At 73.0% G+C, this 11,424-nt stretch carries 11 protein-coding genes; 6 read left to right on the top strand and 5 right to left on the bottom strand.

Features of this window, described 5'->3' with window-relative positions:
* Window positions 1-83 precede the first annotated feature (83 nt).
* Complete coding sequence (locus tag ACFV1L_RS35955) at window positions 84-983, bottom strand: sirohydrochlorin chelatase (RefSeq protein WP_380374418.1); 900 nt, start codon at window positions 981-983, stop codon at window positions 84-86.
* Window positions 984-1,331: 348 nt separating this feature from the next.
* On the opposite strand from ACFV1L_RS35955, the gene ACFV1L_RS35950 reads away from it, so the two are divergent.
* Complete coding sequence (locus ACFV1L_RS35950) at window positions 1,332-1,571, top strand: DUF397 domain-containing protein (RefSeq protein ID WP_380374416.1); 240 nt, start codon at window positions 1,332-1,334, stop codon at window positions 1,569-1,571.
* Window positions 1,572-1,748: 177 nt separating this feature from the next.
* Here ACFV1L_RS35950 and ACFV1L_RS35945 read toward each other — a convergent pair whose 3' ends face one another.
* The gene (locus ACFV1L_RS35945) at window positions 1,749-2,267 is read right to left on the bottom strand and encodes an ATP-binding protein (RefSeq protein WP_380374413.1); all 519 of its coding nucleotides are present in this window, start codon (window positions 2,265-2,267) and stop codon (window positions 1,749-1,751) included.
* Window positions 2,268-2,685: 418 nt separating this feature from the next.
* Between ACFV1L_RS35945 and ACFV1L_RS35940 the strand changes: the two genes are divergently transcribed.
* The gene (locus ACFV1L_RS35940; protein WP_380374411.1) at window positions 2,686-3,552 is read left to right on the top strand and encodes a helix-turn-helix domain-containing protein; all 867 of its coding nucleotides are present in this window, start codon (window positions 2,686-2,688) and stop codon (window positions 3,550-3,552) included.
* Window positions 3,553-3,894: 342 nt separating this feature from the next.
* On the opposite strand, the gene ACFV1L_RS35935 is transcribed toward ACFV1L_RS35940, so the two are convergent.
* The gene (locus ACFV1L_RS35935; protein WP_380374409.1) at window positions 3,895-5,358 is read right to left on the bottom strand and encodes an MFS transporter; all 1,464 of its coding nucleotides are present in this window, start codon (window positions 5,356-5,358) and stop codon (window positions 3,895-3,897) included.
* Between the two features lie 88 nt (window positions 5,359-5,446).
* Between ACFV1L_RS35935 and ACFV1L_RS35930 the strand changes: the two genes are divergently transcribed.
* A complete protein-coding gene (locus tag ACFV1L_RS35930) occupies window positions 5,447-5,866 on the top strand; it encodes a MarR family winged helix-turn-helix transcriptional regulator (RefSeq protein ID WP_380374406.1) in 420 nt (139 codons plus the stop codon).
* Window positions 5,867-5,900: 34 nt separating this feature from the next.
* Here ACFV1L_RS35930 and ACFV1L_RS35925 read toward each other — a convergent pair whose 3' ends face one another.
* Both ACFV1L_RS35925 and ACFV1L_RS35920 read right to left on the bottom strand, forming a co-directional pair.
* Window positions 5,901-6,848, bottom strand: a complete 948-nt coding sequence (locus ACFV1L_RS35925) for a M56 family metallopeptidase (protein WP_380374403.1) — start codon at window positions 6,846-6,848, stop codon at window positions 5,901-5,903.
* 167 nt (window positions 6,849-7,015) lie between these two features.
* A complete protein-coding gene (locus tag ACFV1L_RS35920) occupies window positions 7,016-7,555 on the bottom strand; it encodes a DUF5134 domain-containing protein (RefSeq protein ID WP_380374401.1) in 540 nt (179 codons plus the stop codon).
* Between the two features lie 415 nt (window positions 7,556-7,970).
* Between ACFV1L_RS35920 and ACFV1L_RS35915 the strand changes: the two genes are divergently transcribed.
* Genes ACFV1L_RS35915 through ACFV1L_RS35905 form a run of 3 tightly spaced genes read left to right on the top strand, consistent with a single transcriptional unit; the run spans window position 7,971 to window position 11,214 of the window.
* Window positions 7,971-9,371 (top strand): DUF6421 family protein, encoded by a 1,401-nt coding sequence (locus tag ACFV1L_RS35915; RefSeq protein WP_380374399.1) that lies wholly within the window; start codon window positions 7,971-7,973, stop codon window positions 9,369-9,371.
* Entirely contained in the window at window positions 9,368-10,135 is a 768-nt protein-coding gene (locus tag ACFV1L_RS35910) for an SDR family NAD(P)-dependent oxidoreductase (RefSeq protein WP_380374397.1), read from the top strand. The genes ACFV1L_RS35915 and ACFV1L_RS35910 overlap by 4 nt, the downstream gene beginning before the upstream one ends.
* Window positions 10,132-11,214: a threonine aldolase family protein gene (locus ACFV1L_RS35905; RefSeq protein WP_380374420.1), complete on the top strand. Its 1,083-nt coding sequence runs from the start codon at window positions 10,132-10,134 to the stop codon at window positions 11,212-11,214. Before ACFV1L_RS35910 ends, ACFV1L_RS35905 begins: the two co-directional genes overlap by 4 nt.
* Window positions 11,215-11,424: the final 210 nt, after the last annotated feature.

Here is an 11,424-nt window from a genome sequence, read left to right as displayed (position 1 = left end):
CAGGGCGGGGCGGGGTGTCTGGGGGGGGGGGGGGCGGGGGTCGGGGGCGCGGCCCCCCCCCGCCGCGGTCCTCGGTCGGCGCGTCAGCGCGCCGCGTGCGCCCCCGGCGAGGTGCGCTGTTCGGCGGCGGCGGCCTCGGCGGCCTCCAACTGCTCCGGAGTCGGCTCGGGAAGCGCGGCCAGGTAGTTGGAGGCGATCAGCTGAGCCACCGTCGGGTAGGCGCCGATCGGGGCGGCGCTCGGGCAGCCGGTCTCCTCGGCGGCTGCGGCCAGCAGCTCCGGGTCGGCCTCCGGGCCGATCACCAGCGGGGCCAGCGCCGGGCGTTCGCAGCCGGTCGCCTTCAGGTGCGCGACGGCGGCGCCGACCGAGCCCGGCACGTCCAGCGCGGCCGGGACCACCGGCACGGCGAGCCGGGCGGCCAGCAGCACACCGGTGATCCCGGCCGCGGCCGCGGCCTCCTCGCCGCCGGTGGTGGTCAGCACCACGCCGTCGGCGGCGGTGGCGATCGCGAAGAGGCGGGCGCGGTCCGCGCGGGCCAGGTCCGCCTCGGACAGCCGCACGTGCACGGCCTCGGCCAGCAGCGGGTGCGGGCCCAGCGGGTCCAGGACCCGGGCGCCGGTCTCGGCGGCCAGCTTGTGCAGCTCCGGCAGGAACTCGTGCGGGCCGGGCACCAGCGGCAGCACCACCGGCGCGGGCAGGCCGGCCTCGGCCGCGGCGTTCAGCAGGTCGGCCACCGTCGGCGCGTCCTCGCCGCCCAGGTAGGCAGCCGTCGCCTCGATGCCCGGCTGCTCACCGCGCACGACGGACAGCAGCTCGTCGACGACCGGACGGGTCTCCGGCCCGGCGACGGCCGGGACCGCCAGCACCAGGGCAGGCGAACCGGCCATGATCTCGGGGCGCTCGGGACGGCGGTGGCGCCCCCGCGCACGGGAGCCTGGCGTACGGACGGGCAGTGGCGCGCCCGGGATGGCTGCGGTGCTCATGCGCCAGATCGTAGGACATCGCCCAGCGTGCCTTGCAGCCGGATGCCGACAGTGGGCGGCAATCCGCCAGGAAGTGACGGTCATCACAGCGTCGGATGTGACTGGCTGTGAGGCGAGGGAACCGCGGTGATGATCGACAACGTGCTGACGGCTGTGTGCGGACGGTCATGGAGTGACTGCCGTTTCGCCCGGCTGTGTCCGCTTACGCACCGTCAATTGCAGTGCTGTGAAGGCTTGGTGACGGCATTGGCACGTTCTTCTGCACGGGATATTTCCCATGCTGATGCACGTGCAGCCGAGCTATCATCACGTCAAGTGAGGCATTCGCCAGGGTCTGGGGAGAATTCAATGGGTGAGGCGTACAACGGCATTGCGGCAGCGGACCTCGACGTGGTCTGGCAGAAGAGCCGCTACAGCAACTCGAAGGGCAACTGCGTGGAGTTCGCCGCACTGCCCAACGGCGATGTCGCGATGCGCAACTCGCGCTTCCCCGACGGGCCCGCGCTGGTCTACACCCGCGCGGAGATCGACGCGATGCTGCTCGGTGTGAAGGACGGCGAGTTCGACCACCTGGGGCACACGCCCTGACGCACCGTCAGACCCCGTACACCCGGGCCGTCGTGGGAGATCCCGCGACGGCCTTCGTGTCGTCCGGCGTGGAGCGGGTGCAGGTGCAGGAGCGGGGGAGGGGGTACGCGGTCGGGGCCGCGGCCCGCGGCCCCGCCGGGCTTCCGGCGTCAGCCGTCAGTCGGCAGCCATCGGTCGTCAGGCGGAGCGGCGGTGCCGGCCGAGGTTCGGCAGCGGCTCGGCGGCCTCCGGCAGATGGGCGTCGAACAGCGCCCACACCACCTTGCCCGCGCCCGCCAGCGGGTGCCAGCCCCAGGACCGCGAGAAGGAGTCCACCAGGTGCAGGCCGCGGCCGGACTCGGCGACGAAGTCCGCCTCCCGCGCGATCGGACCGATGCTGGACGGGTCGCTCACCGCGCACACCACCTGCGGGGCCCGGTGCACCAGGCTGATCCGGATCGGCAGCGAGCCGGCCGCCGGCTGCGGGGAGGCCTGCGTCGGGACGAGGGACGGCTCGCGCTGGCCGAGTGCGTGCCGCAGCGCGTTGGTCACCAACTCCGAGGCCACCAGCGCCACATCGTCGAAGAGATCGCCCAGGCCCCAGCCCTCGAGAGTCGTCCGCGCGAACTCCCGTGCGGTGCGTACGGCTTCGAAACGGGGAGCGAGTGTGCAGCTGACCACATGGGGGTCGGTCGCCAGGGCCGTACCGGTGCTCATGAAGAGCTCCTCCCATAAGGGGGCGGACACGGCGGGACCCACCGGGGTCATGCCGGTCACCTCCGACTCGCTCGGCCGCTCTGCCGCCGCGCCCGACCGCTGCGCGCACACGCAAGTACCCAGCGACGCACGGGCGTTGCCGGGACGGGTGTGCGGTATCGCGCAAGCTGTCGACGCGGAGCCCGCGGGGTTGCCAAGGGCGTGCAAGTGCACGTGCACCATGGTCCTCTGCGCTCACGGCAGATGCAAGAGTCGATTCACGTGCAGTCGTGCGATTGGCATATGCATGCACCGGATGCACGTGCAAGATGGTGCCTGCGCGTCAGAACCGATAGCCCTGCGCATCACTATCGGCACTCAGTGCGCCCAAGTGATGGCAGACTGTGCAACTGGTCTTTCCCAGTGGAGGTTTGGTCAGATGACCGCAGTGCAGCCCGGCGGGGGCTCGATGGTGCGCCGCATCCTCCTCGGCTCACAGCTCCGCCGGCTCCGTGAGAGCTGTGCGATCAGCCGGGAGGACGCCGGCTACGCGATCCGCGCCTCGGAGTCCAAGATCAGCCGGATGGAACTCGGCCGCGTCTCCTTCAAGGAGCGCGACGTGGCCGACCTGCTCAGCCTCTACGGCCTGGCCGGCGGCCCCGAGCGGGAGACCCTGCTCGCCCTGGTCCGCGAGGCCAACAAGTCCGGCTGGTGGCACAGTTACAACGACGTGCTGCCCAACTGGTTCCAGACCTACATGGGCCTGGAGGAGGCGGCCGCACTGATCCGCACCTACGAGGTGCAGTTCGTCCCCGGCCTGCTCCAGTGCGACGAGTACTCCCGGGCGATCTTCGCGCAGAACCGGCCCGCGCTCGCCGACGACGAGATCGAGCGCCGCGTCGCGCTGCGCACCCGGCGGCAGAAGCTGCTCACCGAGGGCCGGGGCCCCAAGCTGTGGGCCGTCATCGACGAGGCGGCGCTGCGCCGCCCGGTCGGCGGGCCCGAGGTGATGCGCGCCCAGCTGGAGCACCTGGTGGAGTTGGCGCAATTCCCCAGCGTGGTACTGCAGGTGATGCCTTTTCGCTTCGGGGCGCACGCCGGTGAGAGCGGCGCGTTCTCCGTGCTTCGCTTCCCCGAGCAGGACCTGCCGGACGTGGTCTACCTGGAGCAGCTCACCAGCGCCCTGTACCTCGACAAGCGCGACGACGTCGACGAATACCTGCAGGTCATGGAGCGGCTCTGCGTGGACAGCCTGACCCCGCAGCAGACCCTCGAACTGCTCCAGGGCATCCTCAAGAGCCAGTGACGGCAGGGGCCGGCGGGACGGCCCGGGCCGCCTGGGGCCGGCGGTGAACCCGGGCCCGACCCGACCGGCCGCGGCAGGGCCCCGGTTCGGCGCCGGCGCCACCGAACGGGATTGACCGGGGACCGGCAAGCTGCCATGGTGACTGCTCCGCAGTCCGTCCGGCCCGCCGGGCCCGGTACGGAATGCGCTCCGGCTCCACCAACACGGGGGTTTGGTGGAGCCGGCTCCGACGCCTCGTCGGACGTACGCTCCCGGCAGGACCGGGCCCTCGCCGGGCCGGGCCCCCGGGTTGGGGTCTCGCCGGGTCGAACTCCCGGGCGGGACCGACCGGCCGGAGGGTGCTCAGCGCTCCGACAGCACCTCCGCCTCCAGCGGCGCGTACCGGTAGTCCGGCACGGACACCGGCTCGGCCCTGCGGCGGCCGGTGCGCAGCGCGCCGGTGAGCGCGACCAGCAGCCCGAGCACGGTGGCACCCGTCACCAGCACCAGGGCGGGCCGGTACCCGGCGAGTTGGGCGTGCGCGTCCGTCCCGCTGCCGGTGCCCGCGGTGAGCACGGCGGTGGTGGCGGCCAGCACGATCGCGCCGCCGACCTGGAGCGCGGTGTTCACCAGCCCCGAGGCGAGGCCCTGCTCGTCGTCGGCCACGCCGCTGGTGGCGGCCACGTTGACGGACGGGAAGGCGAGCGCGAAGCCCGCGCCGATCAGCAGCATGCTCGGCAGCACCAGGCCGACGAAGCCGCTGTGCTCGTCGAGCCGCAGGAACAGCGCGTAGCCGACCGTCATCGACGCGACGCCGACCGGGAGCACCCGCTGCGGGCCGAACCGGTCCAGCAGGCGGCCGACCGAGCCGGCCGACAGGGCGACGATCGCGCCGCCGGGCAGCAGGCCGAGCGCCGTCTCCAGCGCGGACCAGCCGAGCAGCCGCTGCAGGTACAGCGTGGCCACGAACTGGAAGCCGGCGTAGGCGCCCATCAGCGTCAGCGCCGTCAGGTTCGCCCGGCGGACGCCCGCGCTGCGGAAGATCCCGAGCCGCACCAGCGGGTGCGCGGTGCGCGCCTCGATCAGCAGGAAGGCCGCGGCCAGCGCCGCCACCAGCAGCAGCGAGCCGAGCGTGCGCAGCGACAGCCAGCCCGCGCCCTGCGCCTCCGTCACCGTGAAGACCAGCAGCAGGACGGCGGCGGTGCCGGTGACCGCGCCCGCCACGTCGTACCCGCCGGAGGCGCGCTGCTCGCCGTGCTGACGGGGCAGCAGCTTCACGCCGGCCAGCAGCGCGACCAGGGCGATCGGGACCGGCATCAGGAACGTCAGCCGCCAGCCGGCCGAGGTCAGCAGCCCGCTGATGACCAGGCCGAGCGAGAAGCCGGCGGCGGAGCAGGTGGTGTAGATGGACAGCGCGCGGTTGCGGGCCGGGCCCTCGGCGAACGTGGTGGTGATGATGGAGAGGCCGGCCGGGGCGGTGAACGCGGCGCTGACGCCCTTCAGGAAGCGGGCGCCGATCAGCAGCGGGCCGCTGTCGACCAGGCCGCCGAGCAGTGAGGCGCCGGCGAACACGGCCAGCGCGACCAGGAAGACCCGGCGGCGGCCGAGCAGGTCGGCCGCGCGGCCGCCGAGCAGCAGCAGGCCGCCGTAGCCGAGGACGTAGCCGCTCACCACCCACTGCAGGGCGGAGTCGGACAGGTGCAGGTCGGCGCCGATCGAGGGCAGGGCGACGCCCACCATCGAGACGTCGAGGGCGTCCAGGAACATGGCGGCGCAGAGCACCACCAGGGCGCCCCAGAGGCGTGGGGTCCATCGCGTGTCGGTCATGGCACCGAACGCTACATGCATGTGCATGGGATGCAAGTGCATTTAATGCAGCTGCAACAGATGTGCGTGCATGTGCTAGGGTGGCGGCGTGACCGACCCAGATCCGGACCAGGACCCGGCCGCCGAGACGGCGCTCACCCGGCAGTGGCGCGCCGTCCTGGCAAGCCATGCGGCCACGTCCTGCGCCATAGACCGCGAACTCGGCGAGGCCTTCGGCCTCGGCGTCAGCGAGTTCGAACTCCTGGAGCGCCTCTGGGAGTTCGAGCAGGAGGAACACCAGGCCGGCTCCCGCGCCCAGGTGCTGTCCGGCAGCGTCCACCTCAGCCAGAGCGCCTTCTCCCGGCTCGTCGCCCGGATGGAGAAGTCCGGCCTGGTACAGCGCTCGCTGTGCGAGGACGACCGCCGGGGCGTCTTCGTCGCGCTCACCGACGAGGGCCGCGAGCGCTACCGCAGGGCCCGCCCCGTGCACCGCCGCATCCTCGCCGAGACGCTCCCGCCGCAGAACTGACGGAGCGCCGGGCCCGCCCCGGCGGGCGGCGCGCTCAGAACAGCGTCGACAACCCCGGCGCGGCCGCCAGCAGCGCCGCCGCAACCGGGGCGGCCAGCGCCGCCAGCGTCCAGCCCAGCCGGGCCCGCCGCGGCAGCCGCGGCTCACCCAGCAGCAGCCGGTCCACCCGGGCCGGCGACTGCGCCAACTGCCGCGGCGGGCAGGACGCGAACACCTCGCTGTTCAACTCCGCCAGCGCCAGTGCGGTGGTCACCCGCCCGTGCCGGCGGGCCGCCCGGTCGTCCGCCGCCAACTCCACCAGCACCGCCACCTGGTCCCGGAACTCCGAGAACACCCCCACGCCCGGGAAGCCGGTGGCCAACGCCTGCGAGCACTGGGCCAACCAGTGGTGCCGGGCCCGGACGTGACCCCGCTCGTGGCTCAGCACCGCCGCCAGCTCGCGGTCCGACAACTGCTGCAACGCCCCCGTGGTCACCACCAGCCGGGCCTGCGGCCCCGGCAGCGACCAGGCCTGCGGCCGGACGTTCTCCAGCACCACCAGGGGCTCCCGTGCGCCGCGCCGACGCGGCAGCAGCGAAGCCGGCAACTCGGGCGCGCGCCGCACCAGTTGGGCATGCCGGTGGTCGCGCTCCGCACGCGCCGAACGGATCTCCCGGGCCAGCGACAACGCCGTCCACAGCCCGCCCGCCGCCAGCACCCCGGCCGACAGCCGGCCCCAGCCCTCCAGGCCCGCCAGGCCGTACGCCTCCACGACCCCGGCCGGCGCGCCCGAGAACACCACGTCCCGCCAGGCCGGCAACGCCGCGGCGCTCGCCAGCAGCAGGCTCAGCACGCAGCAGAGCAGCACCGCGACCACCAGCATCTGCCACACCAGCAGGGCCAGCACCGGTTCTCGCTCGGGCCAGCGGGCCCGGGCCAGGCGGCGCGGCGCCACGGTGGCGAGCAGCAGTCCGAGCAGCAGCAGGCTCAGCAGTGCCGTCATGGCAGGGGCTCCCGAGGAGGGACACGGGGCGCGGCGGTGCGCTTCCCCCCAACCTATGCCGCCTCACGCCGACGCGGAACGGCCGGGTCGCTCCAGTGACCAAGACCACGTCCCCGCACGGTTTCCGACGGGCCGTCAGCCGGCGACCGGCCGTCACGCCCGGGCCCTCACACGGTCAGCAGCATCGCGAACATCCCGATCCCCATGCCCGCCCGGCAGGCCCGCAGCAGCGGCGCCGCCGGCACCGCCCCGTCCGCCGGGATCAACCGGCTGCCCTCCCACAGCACGTACCCGCCGAAGTACACCAGCAGCAGCCCCGTCACCATCGGCAGCCCGCCCGGCGCCCCGTGGTGCCCGGCGTGCCCGCCCGCCATCGCCAGCGCCATGTACGCCATCGCCAGCGCGCCGATCCCGTGGTGGAGCCGGTGCGCCCGCAGCGCCGCCCCGCGCCCGGCCAGCGCGCCCGTCAGCAGCACCGCCGCCAGCAGCGCGTACGGCCAGCCCCAGGCCACCCCCGGCAGCAGCGCCATCCCCGCCATCCCCAGGCCCATCGCGGCCTCCAGCAGGTCCGACTCCCGGCGGGCCGGCGAACCGTCCCCGCACGACGCACCGGCCCGCCGGCCGCGTCGCGCCCGCCACCCGTAGTAGCCGCCGCTGCCCGCGGCGAGCGCCGCCAGCAGCCAGTTCACCAGCGCCGGACCGTGCATCGCCGCCTCCTTCGGCCGGATGTTCGCACCCACCCACGATCACCGACTCCCGGGCGGGCGCAGCAGGCGCAAACGGGGGCGCACCGAGGCTTTCACGGGCCTGCGGCCTGCATGGGGAGAGCACGCCGGAAGTGGCCCCGAGCGGCCGCTCCGGGCAGGGCGGCGGCCGGCGCGGGCCAGGTGCGGGCCCGGTGCGGGGCCGGTGCGCAGTCCCGGTGGCGGCCCGTTCGGGGGCGGGGCAGGGTCGGGCGTACCGGAACCGACGCCGGATGTGTCCGTTTCATCCAACGCGGCGGGAACCGGAGGCGGCGGCGCTACGAACTGGAGTGTCCGCCGTCAAAGTGGTCTTGAGCCGGAGAACCTTTCGCACTTAACGTGGTCTTGTCGAAATAACTCCTGTCGAAGTGAGCCTGTGATGCAGAATCTTTCGCCGACGCTCGCGGCCGCGGGCGACGCCCCCACTGCCGGCCTCGCCACGCACCCGGCGTGGCTGCGCCTCAAGGACGCCGTCGAGGCCCTCCGGCCCCTGCAGTCCAAGGACGGCTCGATCGACCTCGCCGCCACGCCGCGCACCACAGTCGACCCCCTGGTCGAGACCGTGCAGGGCGCCGTCGCCGAGCTCGCCCCGCTCTTCCCGCACGACGCCGAGTACCTCGCCGCCGTCCGGGCCGACCTCGGCAAGTGGGCCGACACCGGCTACCGGGAGCCCGACTTCCTGGACTCGCTGCTGGCCTTCCGCCCCAACGAGCACCGCGTCGACGGCATCGGCCACCTGGTGGTCTTCCCGATGTACACCCAGAACGGCAACCCGGACCGGAACCTGGAAGCCGTCCTGCTGAAGGTCGTCTGGCCCGAGTGGATCGCCGAGCTGGAGAAGACCCGCTTCGACAACCCCGGCTACCTCGGCATCACCTTCGAGGACTTCACCGCCGGCTACGACACCAACTCCGCCGTGCTCTTCCCCGAGACCGTGGCCGTCCGCGAGGCGCCGGAACGTTTCACCTGGGGCGGCATCTTCTGCGACCGCGAGGCCGCCCGCTTCCGCACCGTCTCCACCAGCGCCGTCCGCCAGCTCGGCCTCGACATCCCCGCCGACGCCGAGAGCCTGCTCCAGGACCAGGACCGCACCCAGCAGACCTTCGTCCTGTGGGACCTGGTCCACGACCGCACCCACAGCCACGGCGACCTGCCCTTCGACCCGTTCATGATCAAGCAGCGCAGCCCGTTCTGGATGTACGGCCTCGAAGAGCTCCGCTGCGACCTGAACACCTTCAAGGAGTCGGTCAAACTCGAGGCCGAGGGCTTCAGCCAGGGCCGCGACGTCCAGTACGCCATCCTCTTCGACCGGATGTTCCGCTTCCCGGTCAGCGGCGACCGCGTCCGCAACTACGACGGCATGGGCGGCCAGCTGCTCTTCGCCTACCTGCACAAGCACGACGCGCTGCGCTGGCGCGACAACCGGCTCACCATCGACTGGTCGCGGGTCGCCGAGGTCACCAACCAGCTCTGCGCCGAGATCGAGACCCTCTACCGCGACGGCATCGACCGCCCCAAGACCGCGCACTGGATCGCCGCCTACCAGCTGGTCTCCCAGTACCTCACCCCGCACCCCGCCTCCACCTGGGCCAAGGGCCCCGAGGCGCTCCCGCTCGACCTCGCCGACGACAAGGCGCTGCGCAAGGCGCTGTGCGACGCCGTCCACCCCGACGAGTTCCCGCTCAGCATGTTCTACGAAGCCCTGTCCAAGAAGCTCAGCCGCGTCATCGCCGGCACCAAGGGCATCACCAGCGCCGACGTCGAGGAGATCGCCGCGTGACCACCGCCCCCCGCACCGACGCCCGCCCGCTGGCCGGCAAGGTCATCGCCGTCGCCGGAGCCAGCGGCCCCGCCGGCCAGGCCACCCTGCGCCGCCTCACCGCCGACGGCGCCACCGTGATCGGCGCCGACATCGACCAGCAGCGCCTCGACAAGACCGTCGACGCCATCCGCACCGCCGTCCCCGGCGCGAAGATCACCGGCCAGGTCATCGACCTGCTCGACCCGCAGGAAGTCCACGACTGGGCCGACCACCTCGAAGCCGAGCACGGCCACGTCGACGGCCTGTTCCACCTGGTCGGCGGCTGGCGCGGCAGCAAGAGCTTCTTCGAGACCCGGATAGACGACTGGGACTTCCTGCACGACACCGTCGTGCGCACCCTCCAGCACACCTCGCTGGCCTTCCAGCCCGCCCTGCTGCGCAGCCCCGCCGGCCGCTACGCGATGGTCTCCGCCGCCGCCGCGCACAAGCCCACCGGGGGCGGCGCCGCGTACGCCGCCGCCAAGGCCGCCACCGAGGCCTGGACCCTCGCCATGGCGCACTCCTTCACGAAGGAGACCACCGCCGAGGACGGAACCCCGACCGCCGCAGCTGCCATCCTGGTCATCAAGGCCCTGGTCAGCCCCGAAATGCGCGCCGAGAAGCCGGACGCCAAGTTCCCCGGCTTCACCGGCACCGCCGACCTGGCCACCACCCTGGCGGGCCTCTGGGACCGCCCCGCAGCAGAACTGAACGGACAGCACCTGTGGCTGACAGCCCGATGACCACCCCCTTCGGCCCGACCGACGCGGTACGGCACCACGACCCCGCCGTGCGCGGCTTCGCCAGCGACAACTACGCCGGCGTCCACCCCGAGATCCTCGCCGCGATAGCCCTCGCCAACGACGGCCACCAGATCGCCTACGGCGAGGACCAGTACACCGAGCACCTGCAGACCGTCTTCCGCCGCCACTTCGGCGACCGGGCCGAGGCGTTCCCCGTCTTCAACGGCACCGGCGCCAACGTGGTCGCCCTGCAGGCCCTGCTGCCCCGCTGGGGCGCGGTGATCGCCGCAGCGAGCGCGCACATCAACGTCGACGAGTGCGGCGCGCCCGAGAAGATCGCCGGTATCAAGATCCACACCGTCCCCACCCCGGACGGCAAGCTCACCCCCGAGCTGATCGACCAGCAGGCCTGGGGCTGGGGAGACGAGCACCGCGCCCAGCCGCTCGCCGTCTCCATCACCCAGTCCACCGAACTCGGCACCCTCTACACCGTCGACGAGGTCCGGGCGATCTGCGACCACGCCCACGAGCGCGGCATGCTCGTCCACATGGACGGCTCCCGGCTCGCCAACGCCGCGGCGTCCCTCGGCGTCCCGTTCCGCGAGTTCACCACCGACTGCGGAGTCGACGTCCTGTCCTTCGGCGGCACCAAGAACGGCCTGCTGCTCGGCGAGGTCGTGGTCGTGCTCAACCCCGAACGGGTCCGCGACCTCAAGTACCTGCGCAAGATGTCGATGCAGCTCGCCTCGAAGATGCGCTTCGTCTCGGTCCAGTTCGAGGCCCTCCTCACCGGCGACCTCTGGCTGCGCAACGCGGGCCACGCCAACGCGATGGCCCTCCGGCTGGAAGCCGCCGTCCGGGAGATCCCCGGCGTCACCGTGGTCCGCCCCGTCCAGGCCAACGCCGTCTTCGCGCTCCTCCCGCGCGAGGTCAGCGAGCGCCTCCAGAAGCGCTACCGCTTCTACTTCTGGGACGAGCACACCGGCGAGGTCCGCTGGATGGCCGCCTTCGACACCACCGAGGCCGACATCGACGCTTTCGCCGCCGCGATCGCGGAGGAGATGGGCCGGCAGGCCTGACGGCCGCCCCTCGGCCCGCTCCGCGACGGCCGGTCCGGAAGACACCTTCCGGGCCGGCCGTCGGCGTGTTTGCACCTGGCGCGGATCCGGCGTAGTGTTCACTGGTCGCTCGGCTGGGAGCACCGGACACGCATCTGTGTGGACGGTCCCGGGGCGGCCAATCCCTTGAGAACCAAGCAGCTGATCCTGACGGGTCGCGTCCTTTTCGCG

The organism is Kitasatospora sp. NPDC059646 (genome assembly GCF_042734615.1).
Taxonomy (GTDB): Bacteria; Actinomycetota; Actinomycetes; order Streptomycetales; family Streptomycetaceae; genus Kitasatospora.
Note: the sequence above shows the minus strand (reverse complement) of the source record. Positions and strands in the feature narration are given on the sequence as shown.

Bases quoted from the DNA above. Each gene is read 5' to 3' on its own strand.
- ACFV1L_RS35955 (WP_380374418.1), bottom strand. From the start codon at position 983: ATGAGCACCGCAGCCATCCCGGGCGCGCCACTGCCCGTCCGTACGCCA.
- ACFV1L_RS35950 (WP_380374416.1), top strand. From the start codon at position 1,332: ATGGGTGAGGCGTACAACGGCATTGCGGCAGCGGACCTCGACGTGGTC.
- ACFV1L_RS35945 (WP_380374413.1), bottom strand. From the start codon at position 2,267: ATGAGCACCGGTACGGCCCTGGCGACCGACCCCCATGTGGTCAGCTGC.
- ACFV1L_RS35940 (WP_380374411.1), top strand. From the start codon at position 2,686: ATGACCGCAGTGCAGCCCGGCGGGGGCTCGATGGTGCGCCGCATCCTC.
- ACFV1L_RS35935 (WP_380374409.1), bottom strand. From the start codon at position 5,358: ATGACCGACACGCGATGGACCCCACGCCTCTGGGGCGCCCTGGTGGTG.
- ACFV1L_RS35925 (WP_380374403.1), bottom strand. From the start codon at position 6,848: ATGACGGCACTGCTGAGCCTGCTGCTGCTCGGACTGCTGCTCGCCACC.
- ACFV1L_RS35920 (WP_380374401.1), bottom strand. From the start codon at position 7,555: ATGCACGGTCCGGCGCTGGTGAACTGGCTGCTGGCGGCGCTCGCCGCG.
- ACFV1L_RS35915 (WP_380374399.1), top strand. From the start codon at position 7,971: ATGCAGAATCTTTCGCCGACGCTCGCGGCCGCGGGCGACGCCCCCACT.
- ACFV1L_RS35905 (WP_380374420.1), top strand. From the start codon at position 10,132: ATGACCACCCCCTTCGGCCCGACCGACGCGGTACGGCACCACGACCCC.